The following is a 24,072-nucleotide window of genomic DNA, read 5'->3' as shown; positions in this document are numbered from 1 at the left end:
CCGACGGTTGGTGTTGTGAAGGTGTTGAAGACTGTTGCGGGTGTTGATCCGGGGCCGGGTGTTAAGTTTGAGCTTGCTTGGAAGGAAGCTCTTGCTGGTGTGCCTGCGCCTGAGCGGTTGCCTGAACCGTTTACTGGGGCTACTGATTCGACTGGTGGTTTGCAGTGGGATAGTGTGCCGTTTGGTGTTTACACGCTGACTGAGACTGAGGCGCCGGATAATCTTGTGAAGGCTGCTCCGGTTACTGTGACTGTTGCTTCTGATGCGGTTACTGTGGCTGGTGAGGCTGTTGCTGATCGCACGGTTACTGTTGATAACAAGATTGTGTCTGGTGCTGTGAAGCTGCGTAAGGTTGATGGTGCTGGTGGTGTGCTTGCTGGTGCTGAGTTTGAGCTGCGTAAGGATGACGCGGTTGTTGCTACGGCGACCTCGGATGATGCTGGTGTAGTGCAGTTTGATGGTGTTTCGTATGGCGCTTATAGTGTTGTTGAGACTAAGGCGCCAGAGGGTTATGTGTTGGATCAGGAGCCGCTTGCTGTGAAGGTTGAGCGGGATGGTGTGACTGTTGATTTGGGTGATGTCGTCAACAACGCAGAACCGACGGTTGGTGTTGTGAAGGTGTTGAAGACTGTTGCGGGTGTTGATCCGGGGCCGGGTGTTAAGTTTGAGCTTGCTTGGAAGGAAGCTCTTGCTGGTGTGCCTGCGCCTGAGCGGTTGCCTGAACCGTTTACTGGGGCTACTGATTCGACTGGTGGTTTGCAGTGGGATAGTGTGCCGTTTGGTGTTTACACGCTGACTGAGACTGAGGCGCCGGATAATCTTGTGAAGGCTGCTCCGGTTACTGTGACTGTTGCTTCTGATGCGGTTACTGTGGCTGGTGAGGCTGTTGCTGATCGCACGGTTACTGTTGATAACAAGATTGTGTCTGGTGCTGTGAAGCTGCGTAAGGTTGATGGTGCTGGTGGTGTGCTTGCTGGTGCTGAGTTTGAGCTGCGTAAGGATGACGCGGTTGTTGCTACGGCGACCTCGGATGATGCTGGTGTAGTGCAGTTTGATGGTGTTTCGTATGGCGCTTATAGTGTTGTTGAGACTAAGGCGCCAGAGGGTTATGTGTTGGATCAGGAGCCGCTTGCTGTGAAGGTTGAGCGGGATGGTGTGACTGTTGATCTGGGTGATGTCGTCAACAACGCAGAACCACAGCCACCGGTGCCTGATGAACAGGAGCCACCTGTGCCGGCTGAGCCTGAGCAGCCGCCAGTTCCGGAACAGCCGCAACCACCTGTTAAGGTAACTCCTAACAAGCCTAAGCTTGCAATGACAGGTAGTGAAACGGCACCCGCGCTGCTGTCTGGTGGTGCCCTCGCACTGCTTGCGGGAGCCACTTTGGTTGCAGCTGCTAGACGTCGGAAGGATGCCTAGGCATAAAATCTGACACAGTGATTAAGACCCGCTCAACAACTGTTGGGCGGGTCTTTTCACAGTCATAATAGAAAACCCAGTCTGCAGCTGTGCTATTGATATTGTGGAGTGTGTCATGAACAGCAACAAAACAGTGCAAACGGTCGAACCAGCAGCAAAACGATGGTGGGCACTCGCAATTCTCGTGCTTGCCTGCCTGCTCGTCTCTATCGATAACACAGTTTTGTTTATCGCTGTTCCCGCTCTCTCACAAGATCTAAAGCCCAGCGCCAACCAACTACTCTGGATCAGCGATAGCTACACGCTGGTGATAGCCGGCCTGCTTGTGACGATGGGAAATTTAGCAGACCGGATCGGGCGAAAAAAACTGCTCCTCATCGGTTCTGCAGCATTTGGGCTCAGCTCCATTCTTGCGGCATATGCAACCACGCCAGAAATGCTGATCTGTGCGCGCGCACTCATGGGAGCCGCTGGCGCCAATCTAATGCCGTCAACGCTGGCTCTGATCCGCAACATTTTTATAGATGATAGGGAGCGCACCCGCGCCATCGCGATCTGGGCGAGTGCTTTCGGCGTCGGCGGAGTGCTCGGTCCGGTGATTGGCGGGTTCATTCTCGAACACTTCCATTGGGGGTCGGTGTTTCTTATTAACGTGCCCGTTATGGTGATCTTGATCATCTTCGGCGCACTGCTGCTCCCGGAATCAAAAAACCCAAACCCTGGCTCCTTTGATGTGCTTTCTTCGTTGCTGTCACTGGTGACAATGGTCAGTTTCGTGTATGCAATTAAACATTTTGCGCACAACGCTTTTGACTGGATCACGCTAACAACCCTCATGATCAGCGTTATCGGCGGAACTGTCTTTGTGCGTCGCCAGCTGCGGCAGTACCAACCGATGATGGACGTATACCTGTTTCGCATTCGCGCATTCACGGGTGCAAACCTCATAAACATGGTTGCAATTTTTGGAATCATCGGGCTCAATTATTTCTTCTCGCAATATCTGCAGTTTCTGCGTGGATACTCCCCACTCACCGCAGGTTTTGCAGAGCTCCCGATCGCGGTTGCGCAGCTAGTGCTACCGGCTCTTGTGGGCTTTTTTATTGCGCGATTCGCCTATCGCGGATCGATTGCCGGAGGCATGCTTCTAACCGCGGGAGCCTTTGCGCTGCTGGCTTATACAGTGACACTTGAGCCCTATTGGCCAACAGCTGTTGCGCTGGGGCTGCTCGGGTTTGGTGCTGCGACAGCGATGAGTCTTACAAACGACGTTATTCTTAGCGCGGTGCCACCAGAGCGCGCCGGGGCCGCCTCAGCCATATCTGAAACCGGTTTTGAGCTGGGGGCAGCTTTTGGTATCGCGGTTATGGGATCGCTGATAAACAGCGTCTACAGCCAGAGTCTGCAGCTACCGGCAGGAGTCGACAGTGTTTCACGTGAAACAATTTCAGAGTCCCTTGCTGGTGCTGTTAGTTTTTTCGACGATCAAACTATCTTTACAGCGGTAAACACCGCATATGTGCAAGCGGTGCAGATGACTCTGTTGGTAGCCGCTGCGCTGTGCGTCTGCTCAGCAATAATCGCATGGTTCACGGTGCCGCGACGGATCAGCTCGGTCGGTGGTGAACAGGGCTGAAGTGCTGTCAGCGCTTGAAAAATTACTGCCAGCACGCAGGGTTTAAGGTTTATAACGGACAAAACATCAGACACTAGGAGATCAGCGTCATGTCTAACGCAACAACGCCGCTTCAACTGCTCACTATTAGTGCCGGGACGAGCAACCCCTCGACCACTAAAACTCTGACAGATCAGGCGGCGCTCAAGGTTGTTGAAACACTCGACAAAGCCGGGCACGAGGTGACATTGACCGCGGTAGAGCTTGCGCCGCTCGCAGGTGACATTATGCAAAGCATTGTCGGCGGAACGGTGACGGACGCACTGCAAGAGACCATCAGCTTGATTGCGCAGGCTGACGGCCTAATAATAGGAACTCCTGTCTATAAAGCCGCGCCCAGTGGGCTGTTTAAAAGCTTCATAGACCTGCTCAGCACTGATTTGCTCGTCGCTAAACCAGTGCTGCTTACCGCAACAGGCGGATCAAGTCGACACGTTATGGTCGCTGACGATCATCTGCGACCCCTGTTTGCTTTCATGCGAGCACTCATCATCCCGACATCGATTTACGCGGCCCCCGAAGACTGGGCTGGGGCAGAATTAACAGAGCGGATCGAACGCGCTGCTAAAGAGCTCGCGATTCTTATGCGATGCGGAGTGGGCGCACAAATTGCCAAGGAGTGCTGGGGTCTGCCCCGAGAGACGAACTAAACAGTGTGGCGGGCGGTGACTAGTTAGCTCACCACCCGCCACCGAACGCGCATAGCGGCGCGCAGTTCGCTTATTAAGGCTCTGCTATCAGTTTTTTATTAGCAAACTCATCAAGGCCGAGTCTTGAAAGTTCACGCCCGAAACCAGAATTTTTAACACCACCAAAGGGCAGCTCCGGCGCAGACTTGCTGGTTGCGTTGCGCCACACCATGCCAACCTCTAGCCGGTGATTGAATTTGCTCCACTGCGCATCATCATTAGTGAACACGGCTGCCGCAAGCCCGTAGGGGCTGTCATTTGCCGCAGCGATTGCCTCTTCATCTGTTTCAAAGCGGTGCAGCACAGCAACCGGGCCGAAAACCTCTTCTCGGAAAATTCGCATGTCTTCGGTGACATCGGTGAGCACTATCGGCTGATAGAAGCTACCATCAAGAAACTCCGGCACATCGCAGTGCCCACCGGCAACCAGAACTGTGGCGCCCTTAGAAACAGCATCCTGCACAAGCTCATCGACGTCTGCGAGTGCTGTGGCGCTTGACAGCGAGCCAATCTTGGTATTTGGAGAGAGCGGATCGCTCGGCACCCACTCACTAAACTCCTGTTTTAGCTCGCGCACAAACTCATCATAAATATCAGCGTGCGCAAAGAAACGCTTTGATGAGGTGCACACCTGCCCGGCGTTGCGCAGCCGGCCCTCTGCGGCGGCTGCGGCCGCCTGTTGCGGATCTGCAGACGCACAGACAATGAACGGATCAGAGCCGCCCAGCTCTAGCACACACTTCTTCAAATTGCGACCGGCCGCCTCGGCAACCGCAGCACCGGCCCGCTCTGACCCGGTGAGTGACACCGCTCGCACCGCATCATGCGCAAGCATCTGGGCAACCTGCTCATTGCTCGCAAAAATATTGGTGTAAACACCCTCGGGGGCACCAGCTTCCCGCATTACCGACTCGAACGCAAGCGCGGTGCGCGGACAGTTGCGGGCGTGTTTGATCAGAATAGTGTTACCCAAACCAATGTTCGGCGCCGCAAACCGCGCTATTTGATAGTAGGGGAAGTTCCACGGCATAATGCCGAGCAGCACCCCGATCGCCTCAGCGCGAATAAACGCTTTGCCCGCAAGCGCAGTCTCGATCAGCTCATCTGCGAGAAACTTTTCGAGGTTCACCGCATAGTATTCAAAAATACGAGCCACAATCTCTACCTCACCCAGTGCCTGAGTGATAGGTTTGCCCATCTCAGTGGTTATAACCTCAGCCAATTCCTGCGCTCTATCGCGGAAAACCTTAGAAACCTGTTGCAGCAACGCCGCGCGATCCGACAGTGACGCAAACTTCCAGCTGCGATACGCTCCATCTGCTTTCTCAATTGCCTCGTTAATTTCAGCATCTGAATGCTCAGGAAACTCAGCGACAACCTCTCCGGTGGCAGGGTTTTTAGAAACATAGTTGCCCATCAGGTCTCTCCTTTTGTTGTTGTCGCGCCCGCGCTGCTGTTGCCACGGCACCTCACTGTTTCGCGACAGTTGCTGTCACTGGTATTTTCTCACTGAAACCCCGTGCCAAGCTAGTTTGGGTGGCAATCTTGCGTGGCGCCCTGCAACCCTATTGAGGATCCGCCGTATTATCTCATCCCTGACGACGCGCATTTAACTCCGGTAGAGTCGTATATATGGATACGCGAGTGGCTGCTTACGCTGTGATAGAACGGCGTGGGGAGGTGCTGCTCACACACTGGAGGCGCGGTCAGCTGCACGGTTGGACCCTACCCGGCGGCGGCATAGAGCCGGGCGAGGATCCACGCGACACAGTAGTGCGAGAGGTGTTTGAAGAGACCGGGCTTGAAGCGCGTGTGGGCAAACTGCTCGGCGTTGACTCGCGAGTTATGAACCGCGAAGACACACCCGTTGGTGTAGACCCGAAACTGCACACGATCCGCATTGTGTATCGTGCGCGAGTTGCTGAAGCGCCGTTGGTCAACGAGGTGGGAGGATCCAGCGACGAAGCACGCTGGGTGAAGCTTGAGGATCTTGGCAAGATGCGCACCCTCTCACTTGTCGACACAGGCTTGCGCATGGCGGGCATTATTGGCCGCGGGCAGGGGCGCAAAATGCGGCGCAGACCACGACCCCGCACCGGGCAGGGGCGCACAGCGCTACCGGGGCAGAATCGCAATACTGGGCGCGCCTAGGGTAAAACAGCATAACAAAACCGCCGAGCTACCAAAACGCTGGTAACACGGCGGTTGTTGTGAAAGCTATTAGTTAGAGGCTTCGTCGCTCTCTGGCGCGACCCAAACCTCTTCATCATCGCGGAAAGCCTGGAAGAGGGTGTAACCAACTGCAGCAACCGCAGCAGCGCCAGCAACCGCAGCAAAGATGCCGCCCACAACACGGCGCTTGCGCTTGATCAAACCGCTCTTCACACCGAGACGCGCAAGGCGATCAGCGAGCTCTTTCTGCTCAGCCTGCTCAAGCGCATTAACAGTTTTGCTCAGCGCGCTCGCAGCAACCGGAGTAGCAGCCTTGGTGAAACGATTCCACACTGAACGCACAGCGCCTACACCTGTTTCAACCGCTGGGCGAACTGAATTGTAAGCGCCCTCAACGCGTGGGAGAAGGTGCTCATTACCGAGTTTGCGAGCTTGGTGACCAGCCTCTGCCAGCACAACACCCGCGTGACCGAGCACCTCGCGCTGCTCCTGCAGCAGACCGTTAGCGAGCTTGTTAAGCTTTTTAAGTTCACGACGACGTTTGCGTGAGAGTGACATGTTGTCCTCCAAAAGGGGTTGTTATTTCTCGTTAATACATGGTACAAGGTGAGTCTGAGCAAATCCTCTAATTTGTAGGAAAGTCTCTAGCTATCAGCACTTTCTGAGCGGTGCAACAGAATAAAACCGACAGAACGCTGCTTGGGTTTGCGATTAATTTTGTTCGCTAGTGGCTGTTTACTGAGATAAGTCAGACACTGTTTGTTTACACTATGTAACTATGACTAATGCAACTCATAAAGCAACTATTTCAACCAATCACGGTGACATCACCGTTAACCTTTTTGGTGATCACGCACCAAAGACGGTGAAGAACTTTGTCGATCTGGCTGAAAAGGGTTTTTACGACGGTGTGATCTTCCACCGCATCATTCAGGGCTTCATGATCCAGGGAGGTGACCCAACCGGCACCGGCATGGGCGGGCCAGGCTACACCTTCGATGATGAGATTCACCCGGAGCTTGTTTTTAACAAGAAGTATCAGCTTGCGATGGCCAACGCCGGTAAGCGCCCCGACATGACCGGACGCTTAGCGGGCACTAATGGTTCGCAGTTCTTTATTACAACAAGTGAGCCCGGTTACCTGACGGGTAAGCACACCATCTTCGGTGAGGTCGCAGACGAGGCTTCGCAGGCGGTTGTTGACGCAATCGAGTCTGTTGCAACCGGTGCGCAGGATCGCCCTGTTGAGGATGTTGTGATGACCGCAGTAACTGTTGAGGCTCTCTAACTAACAAGCCTTAACTATTTGGCTACCGGATATTAAATCCGTTTTACTTGGGTTTTAAATTAGCGCGGCAAACCGGCTAAAGATTAACTCAGATAGGACTTAGAGCTTGAACACCAGCCGGCCGCAGTACGGTGAAGCTGCAAACCCAGACGCCAGTGATGTTTGCTACCGACACCCCCAGGTAACATCGTTTACGCTCTGTCAGCGTTGCGGGTGCACCGTCTGCGGTGACTGTCAGATACCGGGGCCGGTTGGTGTGCTCTGCCCTGATTGCGCAGCAGCTGCACAGCCTTCGCGCGGTGCGCAGCTGCAGAGCAGCATACGCTCTGGGTCTCGAAAGTTTTTTGACCGAGATAACCCGTTTGTGACATATTCCATAATCGGCATATGCGTGCTTGTGTGGCTCGCACAGTCAGTAATCCCGGGGGTGACCGGCCTGCTCGCATACGTGCCCATTGCGTCGTCACCGTATTATTTCGAGCCGCTGCGATCTCTCACCTCGATATTCACGCACTCCACTGGCGGCATCACCCACATCGCCTTCAATATGCTCGCGCTGTGGCTGTTCGGTCGCCAGCTTGAACGATTGATCGGGCACCGCAACTTCCTGTGGCTTTTTATGCTCTCGGGGCTTGGCGGATCCACCTTCGTGATGCTGTGGAGTCTTTTTGACCCGGCCTCGGCAGTAACTGCAACCGTTGGTGCGTCGGGCGCACTCTTTGGTGTGCTTGCGGCAACCGTGGTTGTGATGAAACGGATCAGAGTAAACGCTGGTGGCCTGGTGCTGATGATCGTTATTAACTTCGCGATCGGTTTTCTGCCGGGCCTGAACATTTCATGGCAGGCACATCTGGGAGGCCTAATCATCGGCGGTGCGCTGATGTGGCTGCTCACAGCTTTGCATGAACGCGGCAAAGCCCGCAAAACCCCTCTCGCATTCTTAACCGTTACGGGCGTGCTACTGGCACTGCATGTGCTCTTCTACTTCGTGAGTCCGTCTGTATTTATGCTGGGAGCAGCAGCGATTAATTAGTTGGTGATGAGCGGGCTCAGCTTTTTTGCCCGTGCAGCAGCACCCTTAAGACCAACTATCTCAAGCCAATTACCTAACTGCAGATAGCCGTGTTCAGTCATCACCGACTCCGGGTGATACTGCACCCCAAAAAGGGGCAGGTCACGGTGGCGCAGCGCCATAATTAGACCGCTCTCAGTCGCCGCAGTTTCCACAAGCTCTGCGGGCATCGTTGATTTCAGCACCGCGAGTGAGTGGTATCTCGTGGCAGTGAAGACTTCGGGCACGTCGGCAAAGAAATCATCACCCGTGTGTGTCACCCGACTGGTTTTACCGTGCATCAGTTCTTCTGCGTGCGTCACAGTCGCGCCATATGCTTCAGCTAGCGCCTGATGCCCGAGGCACACCCCCAACAGTGGTTTTTGTTGCGCGGCAGCAATCGACACCGCTGGCACAGTAACGCCGGCCTGTGCCGGGTTGCCCGGCCCTGGAGACAGTAAGATGCCGTCAAACTCGGGCAGGCGATCCGCAAGCTCTGCTGCTGTGATCTCATCATTTCTGAGCACCACGGTCTCGGCGCCCAACTCATTGATGTAGCCGACCAGCGTGTAGACAAAACTGTCGTAGTTATCGATAACTAGAATTCGAGTCATATTTGCTCCGCTACTGTTGGACGTTTGGATCATCGAGTGCTGAGAGCGGTGGTGGAATTAGTTCCTGGATCGCCGGAAAAATATAGAACACAAGTGCCCACACAAGCACCGCGGCAATCAGGAGCATCGCCAGCACACGCGCCCAGGCTGGGCCGGGAAAAAATCTCCAAATAAGCGAAAACACTTAGTGACCCCTTCTCGATGCAAAATGAGTTGTAGCGCTGCTGTGAGATTTAGCAGACTCTGCAACATTTGAATTCACCTGCGCCAACTCGGCTGGTGGGCCGTCGACGCGGGGGGTGAAGCTTTCAAACACCGAGTAGGCAATCATCCGCTCGTCAGCGCCCCAATACTTTGGATTACAGGTTGTGAAAGTGAGAATATCCTGATCGGCATAAATATCGGGAATGTGCGGCATCGGGTTTAGCACCCCGACTCCGTCCGGCAGCACATACTCTGCAGAACGGAAGCGGTAGGTAAACCAGCCGTCGGCGGTTTCAATAAAGATTGGATCGCCAACGCGCAAGAAATCAACATCGCGGAAGGGGGTGATGTGCCCGCCTGAACGGTGCGCAGCGAAAGCGACATTACCTTTTTGGCCCGGCAGTGCGGTGTCTTGGTAGTGCGCGATCCCGAAGGCGCTATCGTCCATTACAGGGTTCATTGGGCGGTTGGTGACGAGCTGATTTGCCCAGTTGTCTCCGAACGCGGGAACGTAAAGAATGCCGAAGACGCCGGTGTCACTGTTTGGCACAGGCACCGGAATCTCGCCCTCAAATTTGCGTGGTTCGGCATTAACCCACTGCGCAGATATGTTTGTTGCCACATGACTCTGTGCTACCGCCACAACGTTTGCGGTGTACCACGGCTGCCAGAGCAGAAATCCAAAGACTCCCAGACCGCCGAGCAAAAGTAGCTCACCTATGACGGTGAAGGGGGAGAGTTTTGCACGCGTACGAGACATAAATTCAATTGTATGCCAACGGCAGGAACATAAAATCGTGAGTTTACCGTAAAATAACAAGCATGTCTGAAAAACAACTTTCGAAGCGTGAGCAGGCGGCAGTTGACCGACGTAACGCCCGCGAACTGGCGGAACGAAACGGTGACCCACTGCCAAATCCGGTCTGGTTCAAGCCGGTTATGCTCGGTTTGATGATTCTTGGTCTGCTTTGGATCGTTGTCTACTACATCACCAGTGCTACCCTGGCGCTGCCTGTGCCACAGCTCGGGCAGTGGAACATTCTGGTGGGCTTTGGCCTGATAATGGCCGGTTTCTTTATGACCACCCGCTGGCGCTAGGGTCACCTTTAGAGTCGCGAACAGCAGAATTACATCGGTGTAATTCTCCCCAGCTTGTTAATAAGCTGTTGATAACTAGCGAGACAGAGACCTGCCCAGGTGCTTAAACAGCGGTGATATTAGTTATTTCCGCTGTCTGCGTCACCGTCTGCGGGTGCTGGCGCGGTGCCAACACAGTAACCAATCTCGACTGAGCTGCGCTGTGGCGCCTTACCAACAATCGACTGCTCAACAACAGACAGGCTGTCTTCTGAGGTGACCGCACACTCTAAAGGCTTCGGCACTACAGTCAAACCCATATTGTTCAAGATTGCACGCGCAGCGGCGAGAGACTGCCCCTTCACATCGGGCACATCAACCGCGCCACTAGAAACAGTAAGCGCTACCGAGCCACCGGTTTTTATAAAAGTGCCAACAGCCGGAGTCACCTCCAGCACCAAACCCTTTGGTGAGCTTGGATCGTCACGCTCGGTTACCGTGCCAACAACAAAACCCAGCTCTTCAAGCTGTGCTGTGGCATCTTCAATTTGCTGCCCCTCGATACTCGGAATATTGTGTCCGTCAGGGCCGCTCGAAATATAAACGGTTATCGCATCACCCTTAGTCACCTCCGTGCCACTCACCGGATCGGTGCGGGTGACTTTACCGACAGCTACCGTGTCACTCGGCTCATCAGCGGTTACAACAACAAGGTTTAAATCTTCAATCTCTTTTATTGCGAGTTCGCGCTCCACGTTAACAACATCGGGCACAACACGAGTGTTTGAAGCAAAAATTTCTTTCGGAGACAGGAAAATCAGCCACAGCGCAACCGCTGCAACAACCGTCACAAGCGCACAGCCGAGCAACCAAATCCAAGTGCGTGGTGGGCGAGTCTCCACATGCCGCGCCCCCTGCCGGGCAATCTGTCGCTCAGTAACTGCCTGCGTGGTTGCGCTGCTTGGCCCGAGCGCCATAGTTTCGACATCATCATTGCCAAGCTGAGGCATCTCGCCGCGCATCGCCGCCTGCAGCGCAGTCCGAAATTCGTTCGCCGACTGGAAGCGGCGATTCTTATCCTTAATTAGCGAGTGCAAAACTACGCGACTTAAGGGCTCACTCAGCTCAGGGCGCAGATCGCGTGGTGGCCGCGGGCGCTCACTCACGTGTTGATAGGCAACCGCGACGGCAGATTCGCCCTTAAACGGCACCGATCCGGTGAGCATTTCGTAGAGCATGATGCCGGTAGCGTAAAGGTCGGTGCGTGTGTCGACAGTCTCACCCTTTGCCTGCTCAGGCGAGAAATAGGCGGCAGTGCCAAGAATTTGCGTTGTTTGCTGCAGGGAGCTTGAGGTATCGGATACCGCCCGCGCGATCCCGAAGTCCATCACCTTCACCCGCCCCTCAGGGGTGACCATAATGTTTGCAGGCTTAATATCACGGTGCACAATACCTGCGCGGTGTGAATACTCTAGTGCGGTGAGCACAGAATTAGTGATGCGATAAGCCTCTTCAACACTCACACCACCCTCAGCGAGGTGCTGTCTGAGATTGCGCCCGCCAACATATTCCATGACGATAAACGGCAGCTGCTTGGCGCCGGCAGCCGTTTGAATCAGATCGTTGCCAGCGTCATACACGCGCACAATGCTCGGATGCGTCATGCGGGCAGCGTTCTGCGCCTCCCTATGAAACCGCTCACGGAACTCTTCATCGTCGGCGAGATCAGCTTTCATGATCTTCACCGCAACCTGGCGCCCGAGTTTAGTGTCAACCCCGCGGTACACGGTTGCCATGCCACCCTGGCCGATAAACTCACCAAGTTCATACCGGTCGGCAAGGGTGCGGGTTGCTGTTGTGTGCGGTTTCTCGTTCACTTCCCTTAAAACTTTCTTGCGGATCGGCGTTAATTGTCTAACTTAGTTATCGGTTCCGCCATTGCCGGCACCGTTCCCGTTATCGCCATTGTTGTCAGGCGCTGGGGTTGGTGTAGGAGTTGGCGCGGGCGCAGCTTCCTGGATGTTGATGTTTGCAAACTCTGACCACGGTGATTGGCGCTCAGAAACACCGTCTCGGCCACACACAGCGGCGAAAGCGACGCGGCTTGTGCCAGGAGTGTTGTCAGCGCGCAGAGTTGCGCTGACCTGGGCGCCCGGCTCTTTCACAACGCTTGAATTACCCTCAACGAGGATGCGGTAACCGGTCAGGCTGAGACCGGTCTGGCAGAGTGCCCGCTGGTCGGGCCAGCTGACCGTGTAGGTGTCACCAACACGCACGGTAGTGCCCGAGGTGACGGTTGCCACACCGGACGGGTTTGGTGTGTCGGCGTAGCGTGCGCCAACGGTGAGGGTGATTGCCTGAGTTAGCGGCACATCCTGACCGGTTGGGCTGACGCTGAGCACAGTGCCCGCCTCCGCATCAACGACTGGGCTGCCCTCCTCACAAACAATGTTGGTGAAACCTTTAGCCTGTAACGCTGCAAGCGCTGCCTCACAGGTTTGACCGACATAATCAGCGCCGGTAATAGCAGCACTGTCTTTCTCTTCTTCGGTCTTCTTTTCCGGTTTCTTCGGGGCGGTTGGGGCCGGCTCAGGCTTGCTATTCTGATTCGCGTTTGTCACCGCCCACAGTGTGCCGCCACCAATAAGCAGGAGGAACACTAGCAGAGCAATAAGCGGCCAGCGCCACGGGCTTTTCTTTTTTTCTTGCGGCTCAGCTTGGTTAGCGGCGCCGTTTACGCTCGCTGCGGCAGGAGCCGCGCTCGTCATTCCGGCAGCCGCCCCGAGGGGTGCGCCAGCTGCGGCGCTCGTGCGAGGGAGCGCGACAGTCGTCGCATCGTTCCCAGCCGGTGGCTGCAGCAGTTGCGTCTGCGCGGAGGTTTGTGCCGGCATTACAGTGGTTGCTGCATCGTTAGCTGTGTCTGCTGCGGCAGCGCCAAGCACCTGGGGCACAACCGCCGCCGCTGCATTAACGTCGCCACGGTGCAAAGCTGTGGCCGCACGGGCAAGTTTTGCGCAGGTTCCTGGCCGATCCGCAGCCTTTTTTGCTAGGCAGCTGTAAACCAAGTTGCGCACGGCAACCGGCACCTCAGCAGGTAGATCAGGCGGTGTGTCGTTTATCTGCGCCATTGCGATCGCAACCTGACTTTCGCCGGTGAAGGGGCGGCGGCCAGCGAGGCACTCGTATGCGACAATACCGAGTGAGTAAATGTCGGTGGCGGCGGTCGCGATTTGCCCTGAAGCCTGCTCAGGTGCGAGATACTGGACGGTTCCCATCACCTGCCCGGTAGCGGTGAGCGGCACCTGATCGGCGATGCGGGCGATCCCGAAATCTGTTATCTTCACGCGACCTTCGGGCGTGATCAGCAGGTTGCCCGGTTTCACATCGCGGTGCACGAGACCGGCATCGTGCGCAGCCTGCAGCGCGGTAGCAGTCTGCGCAATGATACCGAGCACCCGGTTAGCGGGCAGCTTTCCCTCACGTTCGATGATCGACGACAGGGGCTCACCCGGCACCAGCTCCATCACGATGTAGGCAGAGCCCTGCTCTTCACCGTAGTCAAATACGTTCGCGATGCCCTCATGGTTGACGAGCGCAGCGTGCCGCGCCTCAGCGCGGAAGCGTTCCAGGAAGCCTGGATCACCCATGTACTCGTCTTTTAGAATCTTGATCGCGACTGTGCGACCGATGACGCTGTCACTCGCCTTCCAGACCTCACCCATACCGCCTGTGGCGATTCGTGAGCTCAGCTCGTAACGGCCACCGAAGATAATTCCCGCTGTAGGTCTCATTCGCTCAACACCGCTTCCATCACTTGTTGTCCAATGCTTGTAGGTACATCACCGCTTAAGGCAGAGAAATTGTGTGCGGCACCGCCGCCCTCTTCGACCACCACCGCAACGGCAATTTTGCGCCCGTCACGCTCGGCAAAACCGGTAAACCAAAGATTGTAGGGGAGAGGATTGCCCGCCGCATCGTTGCCAATCTCTGCGGTGCCTGTTTTGCCACCGACGACAGCGCCGGAAATTGCAGCGTTACGCGCCAAGCCAGCAGGGTCGACAACACCGGCCTGCATCATCGCTTTGAGCTGCGCAGCAGTGACTTTTGAGATCGGGGTTGCAAGCACACTTTCCTCACGCTGTGACTCAACCCGGAAATCTGGGGTGATGACGCGCTCTACCAGTGTTGGCTGCATCATCTCGCCACCGTTTGCGACAGTCGCGCTAATCAGCGCCATCTGCAGCGGGGTGACTCGCACATCAAGCTGGCCAATTGCGGTGATCGCGCGCTGCGCTGCGTCACTCGGAGCGCCCACTGTGCTCGGCGCTACCCGTAACGGCACCTGAATTTCGTTTCCAAAACCAAACTTTGCAGCCATATCTTGGATGGCGTTTGCCTCTAGCCCACCCGCCAACTCAGCAAACGGAATATTGCAGGAGCGCACAAACGCTTCGGTAACGGTCGCCTTCTCACCGTTTACACACACCCCGCGGCTGGCATTGCGCATCACAGAAGAAGTGCCAGGCAGGGTGAAGGCCGCAGCGTCATCAAGAGAACTGTCGGGGGTGTATTTACCACTCTCGAGAGCCGCCGCAGCAGTGATGATCTTAAACACAGATCCTGGCGTGTAGAGATCACCGCTAACGGCACGGTTAAACAGCGGCTTATCAGGGTTCTGCTCAAGCGCCGAATAGTTTTCGATGACCTCGGCGTTGTTGTTCAACGACAGAGTGTTTGGATCATAGCTCGGAGTGGAAGCCATGGCGAGAATCGCGCCGGTTTCAGCGTCCAGCGCAACAACCGCGCCCTTCATTCCCTGCAAACTCTCAAACGCTTTTTGCTGCGCGACCGGATCAATAGTCAGCTCAACCGCGCTGCCCATCGGCGGCTGGCCGGACAGCACACGCTGAATACGAGTAAAGAACTGATTGCTGGCAACCCCAGAAAGCGCCTGATTCTCAGCCTGCTCGATACCGGAAGAGCCTTGATAGTGCGAAAAATACCCGGTAATTGGCGCATAAAGCTCACCGTTTGGATACTGCCGTTGAAAACGGAATGTGTCGTTGGTGGGGATCGAATAGGCCACAGGCTGACCCGCAACAAGAATCGTGCCGCGTTCAACAAGAAAAGCGTTGCGGTGAGAGCGCTCGTTTAGCTCGTTTGCGCGATACTCATCAGCTCGCACAAACTGCACCATCGAAACCCCTAAAAAGAGAGCCAAAAATAGTGCGAAAATAACGCGGGTAACGCGCTTCAACTGTTTATTCATGCGCGGATCACCAACTTCGGACGGTTTCGAATAGCGTTTGACATCAGCAGCAGCAGGCCAACAATTAACCAGTTAGACAGCAGCGATGAACCACCGGCGGCGAGGAAAGGAGTGGTGAGACCTGTCAGCGGAATAATGCCGGTCACACCGCCAACAATCACAAACACCTGCAGCGTAATAGTGAACGCGAGGGCAAGCGCGAGAAGTTTACCGAAATCGTCCTGCACCGCGAAACTAATGCGCATACCGCGAGCCACCAGTATCAAATATGTGGTGAGAATCATGAATGCGCCCACCAGGCCGAGCTCTTCAGCAACGCTCGGGAAGATGTAATCGCTGTATGAGAGAGGCGTGATTTGCGGATATCCGGCGCCTAAGCCCGTGCCTGTGATCCCGCCATTAGCCATGCCGAAGAAACCCTGCACGAGCTGATAGCTGGCACCCTGCGGGTCGCGGAAAGGATGCAACCAGTTATTGAAGCGCGCCCCAACGTAGCTAAAAGTCTGCGCAGCAATAAACCCACCCACAAGGAACAGTGAGAGACCGATCAACACCCACCCAATACGACCGGTAGCGACGTAGAGCACCGCAAGGAACAGGCCAAACACGAGCACCGAGGTGCCAAGCTCACGCTGAAAAATAAGGATGCCCATAGCGATCAGCCACACAATCAGCAGTGGGCCGAGGTCGCGCGCTCGCGGTAACCTGACCGGGCCGATTTTGCGCCCCACCAGCGAGAGCGCATCGCGGTTGCGCACAAGGTAGCTGGCAAAGAAGATCGCAAGCGCGATTTTTGCCAGCTCAACAGGCTGGAAGGAGAAACTGCCGATCCGAATCCACTGTTGCGCACCGCCAGCAGCGTGGCCGATACCTGGAACGAGGGGCAGAACTAACAGCAGCACGCCCACTAGCCCGAAAATATAGGTGTATCGCAGCAGTGTGCGGTGGTTCTTCAAAAGCCACACGAGTGCACCGGTGGCGACCATTGCAATTATCGACCATAAAATTTGACGCGCCGCAGCTCCCGGCAGGTCACGCACCTCACCGGATATTTCAATGCGGTAAATCATGACGATGCCCAGTATGTTGAGGATCGCCGCAAGCGGCATAATCAGTGGGTCGGCATCTGGTGTGATTCTGCGAACCACAAGGTGCAGGCCGAAAAGAATTGCAATATATGCCGCACCGGGAATAAGCAAAGCGGTGCTGAGAGTTTCTTTGACTGTCAGGTCGACGATAACGATAGCGCCGATACCTATTGCAATCACAGCCAGGAGCAGCACAAACTCGAGCGCACGCAATTTACGTGGCGCACGAATTGCGGTGAGGCGCTGCAGCACATTCTCACTGCGCGTGGCGCTCGCAAAGTCACGTTGTGCGGTTTCGGTGGTCATTATTCACTTCCTCCGCTCAAACGCAGCACGATATCGCGTGCCTCTGTGAGTGAGTTGGCGCTGATTGTGCGCTCAACCTGGATGCGTTCATAGATGCCGAGCTCACCCAGCGGGATGCTTGTGTTCTCTTCCTCTTTGTTGAGAGAAATAGGGCCGAGATCTGCCTGAATGCCCTGGTAGATGATGACGTTAACGCCGTCAGTTCCAACGTAGTAGCGTGATTGCACCCACTGGTAACCGACAAAGATAACACTTAGCGCGAGTGCAATGGCGACCATTGCGCCGAGTGCCCAGATTGCCCGGCGCCGCCAGGTGCGGCGTTTTGTTTCTGCGATGAGTTCTGCGAGATACTCATCAACTTTTGGCTCGAAGTGTGCTTCGGGGGCGGGCGCAACTTTGCGCCTACGGCGGTTTAGAATACGCGTGCGCTGAGTTGAAGTTTGCAGAGCCGAGTCGTCGCCGTCTCGCGCGGCTGAACCAACGAACTTAGTGACCGGCAGGGTGGCAGTGTCGGCGAGCTCGCCCGCAACAGGTTTGGGGGCGGCACTTGCCCGCACAAGCGCGATGGTGACGTTATCTGGTGCACCCACCTCGAGAGTGCGGTCGATGAGGTTGTCGACGGTCTGCTGGAGACCCAACTCACGACGCAATTCGTTGGTGATTGTTTTTTCGTCGACATAGCCGCAGAGACCATCTGAGCACAGCAGGTAGATATCGCCCGCCTCAGCGTCAAGCACTTCAGTGTCGATCAGGGGCCGTGAGTCAACATCGCCGAGCACTCGCATCAGCACTGAACGGCGGGGGTGCACGCGCGCCTCATCTTCGGTTATCTGCCCCGCGTCGATCAGTTTTTGCACGAATGTGTGGTCTGAAGTGATCTGCCGCAACTTGCCGTCGCGGAAGAGGTAGAGGCGGGAATCCCCAATGTGGGCGACGCCAAGCTGGTTTCCGACGGTGAAGAAGCCGGAGAAGGTGGTGCCAAGACCGGAGAGTTCCGGACGTTCTTCAACCTTCTCAGCGAGTTTCAGATTTGCCTTCAGCAGTTGCTTACGGAGCGCTTCAGAGGCATCTTCGGCGGTTTCAAACTGTTTTGCGGTGGCGTCTGCGTCGGCAACGAAACGGGTGACGGTTGCGCTTGCAACATCGCCTCCTGCGTGCCCTCCCATGCCGTCTGCCACAAAGAAGAGGTGCGCGCCAGAAAACCCGGAGTCTTGGTTATTGCTGCGGGCGAGGCCTACGTGCGAGGCGATTGCGGCGTCAAAGTTCAGGGTCACGTTGGTTACGGCCTCAACTCGAATGAAGTAGCCCCGATAGTTACCGGAGTGAAAGTCTTAAGGTCTACCGCGCCGGTGATGCGGGTGCCGTCAACCTTTGTCCCGTTTGTTGAGTCGAGATCGACTAGGCGCCAGCCGTTGCTGAGGCGCTCTAGCTTTGCGTGGTGGGTTGAGGTGTATTCATCGACGATTACGAGGGTTGAATCTGCGGATCGGCCGATGGTCACGATCTCTTCGTCGAGAGTTATCTCGGTGCCGCTAGCCACACCTGAGGTGATCACAAGACGGCGAGCCGGCCCGGTTGTGCCCGCTGACGGAAGCTCGTCGTCACTGTTCGACTGCGTGACACCCGCGCTGGCACCGCCAGATGTGGCGCTACGCTGCGGGGCGGGCTGTGGCGCGGAGGCTCCCGCTGGTGCCAGACTTGGCGCTTTGAGGACTGCGGCTGCGCTGTCGTCACGCACGCGCCGCACGGGCGCACCAAACAGATCGCTGCGCAGCGCGTAGATTGTGCCGAAAACGAAGAGCCACAGCACGATTAAGAATGCGATGCGAATGATTATGAAAGTAAGCTCACTCATGCGCCCTCCCAGAAAGAGCTGTTGGCGGATCGAGTAGGGGTCGGTTTGTGCGACCCGACTGCGGGATCGGCGGTTGGGGTGAACCGGAATGTTAGAGGGGTCTGGCCGATGTAGACGACAGAATCGGGGTGCAGTTGCACTTCTTGAAAACGCTGCCCCTCGATTTTCGACCCGTTGGTTGAACCAAGGTCTCGAGCGATTGCCCGTTTGCCGTCCCAATCTATTTGGAGGTGTTGGCGGCTGGCGGCGCTGTCACTGATCTTGATATCGGCGGCAGAACCGCGGCCGATAATTGTTGTGCCGAGCTTGAGCGGGTGACGCTGCCCCTCAAGGTCTAGGGTTGCCGCCCAGCTGACGCTATTGCTCGGTTTGTGCGACTTTAGTTCAAAAGTGCCTGTGGGGGTGTGCTCATCGGCACGCAGCTCAATAACCGCCGGCCCTATTAACTGGTAGCCCTGCTCAGATGCGTGATTGGTGACCACGCGACGCAGCTCGTCGTCGAGTGTTTGGCCGATCTGTTCGAGGTGTGCGAGATCTGCCGTCGCTAATTCGAAGGTGAAAATGTTGGGTGCGAGGACGCGGTCGCGGTCTACTGCAACCGCTTTTACATCAAGCTCACGTTTCAGCGCAGCTGCGAGCTCAACGGGCTGCACACTGGCGCGGAATGTGCGGGCAAAAGCACCGTTTACGGCACGCTCAAGACCTCGCTCAATGCCGTCTAACAGTCCCATCTCGCCTCCTTAAAAGCATGGATCAACTTTCGATGCTACCTTCTTTGGCTGGAAATACCGATCCGAAGAGCTGTTTTTTCGCCTATTTCTGGTGTTCTGTAGTCAACTTGTAACCTTGCGGCTTAGGTGCTGCTGTGAGAATCTGTTGTCGTTAGAGCGCAATGAACATTTCGTGACGCAGCGCGTCAATGTGCTTGCGGGCCACTGCGACCGCTGCAACAGGGTCGTGTTTTTTAAGTGCAGCAACTATTTGCCGGTGTTCATCGAGTCCGTGTTCGAGCTGCTCTTGCGGGTAGGGAACAAAGTAATTGTGCAGCGCCGTATAGACGGCTAGATATGTGTCAGTCTCGGGTAGGCCGCTAATTTTTGCGATGTGCCGATGGAAGGCCATATCGGGTTTTGCGTGCTCGATCCATCCGGGTGCGGCCGCTGAATCGGCAATGAATTTTTCGAGCAGCTCGCAGTCTGCCGGAGTTGCGTTTAAAGCGGCGGCGTGCACAATGGCAGATTCCATGAGGCTGCGCTGATCTATTAGGGAGTTGATCGCGGCATTATCAGCACGGAAGGCCGCTACCGCTGTGTCTTTTGCGCTTGGGGGAGGATCGGCGACAAATGTGCCGCCCCCTCTGCCGCGTTTGCGCAGCAGGTAGCCGTCAGTGACGAGCGACTCTAAACCCCGTCTGGCGGTAATAATGCTGACCTCTAGCCCCTGCGCGATCTCTTCAAGTGCGGGTAGCTTGTTTCCTGGCTGCAGCAGACCGTGCTCGATTGCGAGAATAATTCTGGCGCGCACCGTTTCAACGGCAGACAGCCGACTTCTGTGCGCTGCGCCGGGCGCTAACTCGAGTACCGCAGGGAGAGCTTGCTTGAAGTGCACCGCCCCTAGAGCTTCAGTCATGCTGTTGAGTTTAGCGGGATATCACATATACTCATTTATGATCATATTGATCACTTAAGAGTACTGAGGCGCGAACACAGCGACAAGGGGGCCGCTATGACTGGCAAACTAACCATTGGATTGGCGCAACGCCACCCGTTGCCGTTTGGGAGTGGACTGCCTGAGTTTGCCGCAGACGTTGCTGCGACGCTGGCAGCGCACCCGCAAATCAACCTGCTGGTCTACCCGGAAATGCACTTGCATGACGCACATGCTCTGCCAGAAGCGCAGCGAGATAGCGCACTGCGGAGCCTCGCCGTGAGTTTAAAGAGCGACTTTATACGTGAGATCGGAGCGGTCGCGCAGCAGCATAAAATCTGGCTTGTGCCGGGCAGCATCGGCGAAATTACTGCAGGTGGCAAGTATTACAACACCGAGTTGGTGTTTGATCCGCAAGGAAATCTGGTTACCCACTATCGCAAAATGTTTCCCTGGCGGCCCGATGAGCCCCACGACTATGGCACAGAATTTGTCACCTTTAACGCGGAGCGCATCGAGTTCGGTCTCTCAAACTGTTACGACAGCTGGTTCCCTGAGCACACCAGACAGCTTGCTTGGTTGGGATCCGATGTGATTTTAAACGTCGTAAAAACCACTACACCAGATCGCGAACAGGAGTTAGTGCTGGCGCGCGCAAACGCTATCGCAAACCAGGTTTATTTTCTAAGCATCAACTGCGCCGGCCCAATCGGGCAGGGGAAAAGTATCGCGGTTGGCCCTGAGGGAGAGGTGCTCGCCCAAGCAGGGACGGATCAAGAGACCCTCGTGGTTGCAGTTGATACGGAAATCAACCGGCGTGTGCGCCGCCTCGGCACTGCGGGAGCAACCCGCCCCTGGTCGCATTTTCACGCAGCTGACCCTGAGATTCCACTGCCAATGTACGGTGGCGCAATTAGACCGGCACACTGGCAGCCCAAAAAACACCACGAAAAATAACCATCAACACACAGTGCAACGGAGCAATCTTGACTAACACAACCCTCGAACGAACCCTAAATCTGCGCTCACTCGTTCTTTTCGGGCTGGCATATCTAACACCCTTGATCGTTATTGGTATTTTCGGTGTTATCGCCTCGACATCCGCAGGCGCCAGCGCTAGCGCATATTTACTTGCGCTGGGGGCAATGCTCTTCACCGCCGCAAGTTATGGGCGCATGGCGGCTGCCTATCCGGTATCGGGCAGTGCATACAGTTATGTGCGGCGCACGATTGACGGTCGGGTAGGGTTCCTGGTTGGTTGGGTGACCCTGCTTGATTATCTCTTCCTGCCGATGGTTATTTGGCTTATCGGCGGTTCATATCTGCAGGCGCAATTTCCCGCTGTGCCAATTTGGGTTTGGATCTTGGCCTTCATTATCCTAACTACGACCCTAAATATTATTGGGCTCAAAGTTGCCGACAAAATTAATTTGGTGCTGATGAGCTTCCAGACACTCGTAATAGTGCTGTTTGTGGCCTTCTCACTCGCTGCTGTTGTGAGTGAGAAGGGCGCAGCCGGTGTTTTCTCACTCGCACCGTTCACCGGTTCGGGGGCAAGTATCGGCGCGATCGCAGCTGGGGCGGCGGTTGCAGCGTACGCATTTCTTGGGTTTGATGCGGTCACAACTCTGACTGAAGAAACTGTGAATCCGCGCCAAACTGTGCCGCGCGCAATTATGCTTGTAGCGCTGATTGGCGGCGGAATTTTCGTCGTGGTCTCATACGCTGTGCAGCTTGTGCACCCGGGCGGAATTTTTGAAAATCAAGACGCAGCAGGTTTCGAAATTGCAGAGCGGATCGGCGGGGCATTCTTCAGTGCGGTGTTTGTTGCCGCCCTGGTTATTGCACAGTTCACCTCAGGGCTTGCGGCGCAGGCTGCGGGCAGCCGCCTGCTGTTTGCGATGGGGCGGGACGGTGCGATACCTGGAAAATTTTTTGGGATCCTAAGCGAGAAAACCAGAACCCCTGTTTTCAGCATTGCCGCAATTGCGGCTGTGGGGTTGATTGCGATCTTTATGGACGTTGCCACTTCGACATCGTTTATTAATTTTGGTGCCTTTACCGCCTTTGCGATGGTAAACCTGTCGGTCATTGTTTACTGGGCTAAAAATCGTAAGGACCAGCGACTAAATCCGCTGCTCTATATTGTTTTCCCAGCGATTGGTTTTCTTGTAATTATTTATTTAATGCTGCAGCTCGACAGCAATGCGCTGATACTCGGCAGCGTCTGGTTGTTAGTGGGTGCGGTGATTTTAGCTGCCACAACCCGTGGTTTTACGAAACAGCCGCCTGAGCTGCAGGTTGCCGGGCGCGCGTCTTAAATTTTGCTGTGCAACAGGACGCCGTTGGCCTCCGCCTTTTCAATCTCACGCTGGAAATTATCGAGCGCGAGCTCCAAAACCTTTGAACGCTGTTTAGAGCCCTCGGTGGTTTCTTTCAGGCGGTCTCCGGCATAGCGAATCCCGCGCTCAACGCCAGCCGATCCGAGCAGTGAGAAAGCCCACCGCAGCGGAGCGGGCAGCACCTTAATTTTGCCGCTGAACAAAGCCAGAGCAGCAAAGCTTGCGCCTTGCACGAGCATGCTTGTTAGCGGTGCCGGAAGAGCCAGACGTTTCGCCCATTTCATGTGCCGTTCAAACGGGAGCACCGCCGCTAACGGCAACAGAATTTCTAAGCCGTTCGGGAGATTGGATCTGCCGCGCCCTTTATGACTGTCGGTCGTTATCTGCTGCAGCGTGTCTGGGTGGGTTGAAAGCAGTAGGTAGTCTTCACCAACAGAGAGCGCCTTATCGACCTTTGCATATGTCTTGATCGTTTCATGCAGGGCGGCAATCTCATCGCTCGCGTGGCGCAAGATCAGTTTACGAAGCTGCGCAGCAGTGACATCCGGCAAAAGGTCTGCCTTGCTTAGACCGATAACCCAAATGCGTGGAAACTTAAGCAGCTGTTTCCCATTTTCGAGAATATCGTCGCGTGCGTCCACCAGGGCTCGGTTGTAGGTGCTGAGCGCCTCGCGCAGATACGAACCCTCGTTACCTGTGTGATCCGCCAGCTTTTGACCGTCTATGAGCAGCAGCGCAACCTGTGCGGTGAGCATCGTTTTTAGCGTGCTGATGCGCTTTGCGCGCTCCGCCTCGTCGGTGGGTAGTTCTTCTAACCACTCACCCGGATAGTCGTGCCACACCAGCTGCATTGCTGCAAACGGCTTGGAGTTTTTAGTGGGGGTGATTTCTCTTGTGCGGCCGAAAAGACCCGTGGTGATGTCGTTGCGTAAAAATACCGAAAAGCGATGTTCGTGTGCGCCAAGCCTGTCGGTGACCTCTGGGAATGCGCCACTGTCGCGCACCTTTGTGTAGTTGCGCTTAAGCTCTGCCGCCTCGCCGTGATTGCTTGGCACAACTGTGTATGGCTTATCTCGGAGGTATCCCGCCTCCTGCGTAATCCCGTAGAACGCCGACAGCAGAGTGGTTTTACCGCTGCGAGCCGTGCCAAACACGGCGATATGCTGCTCAGCGATCGGTTTAGTCTTTGCCTTTACCATGCAAAATAGCCTAGTCTGACCCGGGCGCAAACCCTGAGCAAACCATCACAACATCTGTGCGCGAGGGGGGACTTGAACCCCCACGCCCTTGCGGGCACTGGCACCTGAAGCCAGCGCGTCTACCAATTCCGCCACTCGCGCGTTTGCCACCCTCAATGGAGACAACTATCGAATTTT

General features: G+C 55.6%; 23 protein-coding genes and 1 tRNA gene. 9 read left to right on the top strand and 15 right to left on the bottom strand.

Annotation, left to right across the window (positions count from 1 at the left end):
• From HCR00_RS06985 to HCR00_RS06975, 3 genes are all read left to right on the top strand, one after another.
• A partial coding sequence (locus HCR00_RS06985) for an MSCRAMM family protein (protein WP_167144015.1) occupies positions 1 to 1,419 on the top strand: 1,419 nt, incomplete at its 5' end.
• Between the two features lie 115 nt (positions 1,420 to 1,534).
• Positions 1,535 to 3,055, top strand: coding sequence for a DHA2 family efflux MFS transporter permease subunit (locus HCR00_RS06980; RefSeq protein WP_167144012.1), 1,521 nt, complete (start codon positions 1,535 to 1,537; stop codon positions 3,053 to 3,055).
• A gap of 89 nt (positions 3,056 to 3,144) precedes the next feature.
• Complete coding sequence (locus tag HCR00_RS06975) at positions 3,145 to 3,744, top strand: CE1759 family FMN reductase (RefSeq protein ID WP_166987885.1); 600 nt, start codon at positions 3,145 to 3,147, stop codon at positions 3,742 to 3,744.
• 73 nt (positions 3,745 to 3,817) lie between these two features.
• Here the strand turns inward: HCR00_RS06975 and HCR00_RS06970 are convergent, their stop codons facing one another.
• Entirely contained in the window at positions 3,818 to 5,200 is a 1,383-nt protein-coding gene (locus tag HCR00_RS06970) for an aldehyde dehydrogenase family protein (RefSeq protein WP_166987888.1), read from the bottom strand.
• A 215-nt stretch (positions 5,201 to 5,415) separates the two neighbouring features.
• On the opposite strand from HCR00_RS06970, the gene HCR00_RS06965 reads away from it, so the two are divergent.
• Complete coding sequence (locus HCR00_RS06965; protein ID WP_208317187.1) at positions 5,416 to 5,934, top strand: NUDIX hydrolase; 519 nt, start codon at positions 5,416 to 5,418, stop codon at positions 5,932 to 5,934.
• A gap of 69 nt (positions 5,935 to 6,003) precedes the next feature.
• Here the strand turns inward: HCR00_RS06965 and HCR00_RS06960 are convergent, their stop codons facing one another.
• Positions 6,004 to 6,513, bottom strand: a complete 510-nt coding sequence (locus HCR00_RS06960) for a DNA/RNA helicase (protein ID WP_166987891.1) — start codon at positions 6,511 to 6,513, stop codon at positions 6,004 to 6,006.
• 220 nt (positions 6,514 to 6,733) lie between these two features.
• Here HCR00_RS06960 and HCR00_RS06955 point away from each other — a divergent pair, with 220 nt between their 5' ends.
• Together HCR00_RS06955 and HCR00_RS06950 are read left to right on the top strand one after the other, a co-directional pair.
• A complete protein-coding gene (locus HCR00_RS06955; protein WP_166987894.1) occupies positions 6,734 to 7,243 on the top strand; it encodes a peptidylprolyl isomerase in 510 nt (169 codons plus the stop codon).
• A gap of 106 nt (positions 7,244 to 7,349) precedes the next feature.
• Positions 7,350 to 8,276: a rhomboid family intramembrane serine protease gene (locus HCR00_RS06950; protein WP_167144009.1), complete on the top strand. Its 927-nt coding sequence runs from the start codon at positions 7,350 to 7,352 to the stop codon at positions 8,274 to 8,276.
• On the opposite strand, the gene HCR00_RS06945 is transcribed toward HCR00_RS06950, so the two are convergent.
• The 3 genes from HCR00_RS06945 to HCR00_RS06935 are packed head-to-tail and all read right to left on the bottom strand — an operon-like array spanning position 8,273 to position 9,872.
• Positions 8,273 to 8,908 (bottom strand): anthranilate synthase component II, encoded by a 636-nt coding sequence (locus HCR00_RS06945; protein WP_167144006.1) that lies wholly within the window; start codon positions 8,906 to 8,908, stop codon positions 8,273 to 8,275. The genes HCR00_RS06950 and HCR00_RS06945 overlap by 4 nt on opposite strands.
• A gap of 10 nt (positions 8,909 to 8,918) precedes the next feature.
• Entirely contained in the window at positions 8,919 to 9,092 is a 174-nt protein-coding gene (locus HCR00_RS06940; RefSeq protein WP_166987903.1) for a hypothetical protein, read from the bottom strand.
• Positions 9,093 to 9,872, bottom strand: coding sequence for a class E sortase (locus HCR00_RS06935; RefSeq protein WP_167144003.1), 780 nt, complete (start codon positions 9,870 to 9,872; stop codon positions 9,093 to 9,095).
• Between the two features lie 62 nt (positions 9,873 to 9,934).
• Between HCR00_RS06935 and HCR00_RS06930 the strand changes: the two genes are divergently transcribed.
• The gene (locus tag HCR00_RS06930; protein WP_166987909.1) at positions 9,935 to 10,210 is read left to right on the top strand and encodes a cell division protein CrgA; all 276 of its coding nucleotides are present in this window, start codon (positions 9,935 to 9,937) and stop codon (positions 10,208 to 10,210) included.
• A gap of 119 nt (positions 10,211 to 10,329) precedes the next feature.
• On the opposite strand, the gene pknB is transcribed toward HCR00_RS06930, so the two are convergent.
• The 8 genes from pknB to HCR00_RS06890 all read right to left on the bottom strand — a co-directional run bounded on the left by pknB (position 10,330) and on the right by HCR00_RS06890 (position 20,336).
• The gene (pknB, locus tag HCR00_RS06925) at positions 10,330 to 12,066 is read right to left on the bottom strand and encodes a Stk1 family PASTA domain-containing Ser/Thr kinase (RefSeq protein ID WP_167144000.1); all 1,737 of its coding nucleotides are present in this window, start codon (positions 12,064 to 12,066) and stop codon (positions 10,330 to 10,332) included.
• Between the two features lie 42 nt (positions 12,067 to 12,108).
• Positions 12,109 to 13,980 (bottom strand): protein kinase domain-containing protein, encoded by a 1,872-nt coding sequence (locus HCR00_RS06920; protein ID WP_167143997.1) that lies wholly within the window; start codon positions 13,978 to 13,980, stop codon positions 12,109 to 12,111.
• Positions 13,977 to 15,458 (bottom strand): peptidoglycan D,D-transpeptidase FtsI family protein, encoded by a 1,482-nt coding sequence (locus HCR00_RS06915; protein WP_166987918.1) that lies wholly within the window; start codon positions 15,456 to 15,458, stop codon positions 13,977 to 13,979. Before HCR00_RS06915 ends, HCR00_RS06920 begins: the two co-directional genes overlap by 4 nt.
• A complete protein-coding gene (locus HCR00_RS06910; protein WP_167143995.1) occupies positions 15,455 to 16,852 on the bottom strand; it encodes an FtsW/RodA/SpoVE family cell cycle protein in 1,398 nt (465 codons plus the stop codon). The genes HCR00_RS06915 and HCR00_RS06910 overlap by 4 nt, the downstream gene beginning before the upstream one ends.
• Positions 16,852 to 18,126: a PP2C family protein-serine/threonine phosphatase gene (locus HCR00_RS06905; protein ID WP_167143993.1), complete on the bottom strand. Its 1,275-nt coding sequence runs from the start codon at positions 18,124 to 18,126 to the stop codon at positions 16,852 to 16,854. Before HCR00_RS06905 ends, HCR00_RS06910 begins: the two co-directional genes overlap by 1 nt.
• A gap of 5 nt (positions 18,127 to 18,131) precedes the next feature.
• Positions 18,132 to 18,707 carry an FHA domain-containing protein FhaB/FipA gene (locus HCR00_RS06900; protein WP_167143990.1) on the bottom strand — a complete coding sequence of 192 codons (576 nt, stop codon included), beginning with the start codon at positions 18,705 to 18,707 and terminating at the stop codon, positions 18,132 to 18,134.
• On the bottom strand, positions 18,704 to 19,438 hold the full coding sequence (locus tag HCR00_RS06895) for an FhaA domain-containing protein (RefSeq protein WP_167143986.1): 735 nt from the start codon (positions 19,436 to 19,438) through the stop codon (positions 18,704 to 18,706). The genes HCR00_RS06900 and HCR00_RS06895 overlap by 4 nt, the downstream gene beginning before the upstream one ends.
• A gap of 151 nt (positions 19,439 to 19,589) precedes the next feature.
• Complete coding sequence (locus HCR00_RS06890; RefSeq protein ID WP_167143984.1) at positions 19,590 to 20,336, bottom strand: FadR/GntR family transcriptional regulator; 747 nt, start codon at positions 20,334 to 20,336, stop codon at positions 19,590 to 19,592.
• Between the two features lie 96 nt (positions 20,337 to 20,432).
• On the opposite strand from HCR00_RS06890, the gene HCR00_RS06885 reads away from it, so the two are divergent.
• Positions 20,433 to 21,311, top strand: coding sequence for a carbon-nitrogen hydrolase family protein (locus HCR00_RS06885; protein WP_166987936.1), 879 nt, complete (start codon positions 20,433 to 20,435; stop codon positions 21,309 to 21,311).
• Positions 21,312 to 21,340: 29 nt separating this feature from the next.
• A complete protein-coding gene (locus HCR00_RS06880; protein WP_167143981.1) occupies positions 21,341 to 22,675 on the top strand; it encodes an APC family permease in 1,335 nt (444 codons plus the stop codon).
• On the opposite strand, the gene HCR00_RS06875 is transcribed toward HCR00_RS06880, so the two are convergent.
• Both HCR00_RS06875 and HCR00_RS06870 read right to left on the bottom strand, forming a co-directional pair.
• Entirely contained in the window at positions 22,672 to 23,895 is a 1,224-nt protein-coding gene (locus tag HCR00_RS06875; RefSeq protein WP_167143978.1) for a hypothetical protein, read from the bottom strand. The two genes, HCR00_RS06880 and HCR00_RS06875, sit on opposite strands and share 4 nt — an antisense overlap.
• Before the next feature lie 57 nt (positions 23,896 to 23,952).
• Positions 23,953 to 24,036, bottom strand: a tRNA-Leu gene (locus HCR00_RS06870).
• Between the last annotated feature and the right edge of the window lie 36 nt (positions 24,037 to 24,072).

Origin of the sequence: Canibacter zhoujuaniae (genome assembly GCF_011752005.1) — a bacterium.
In the GTDB taxonomy this organism is placed as follows: Bacteria; Actinomycetota; Actinomycetes; order Actinomycetales; family Microbacteriaceae; genus Canibacter; species Canibacter zhoujuaniae.
The sequence above is the reverse complement of the archived record's forward strand: the minus strand, read 5'-3'. Positions and strand labels throughout refer to the sequence as shown.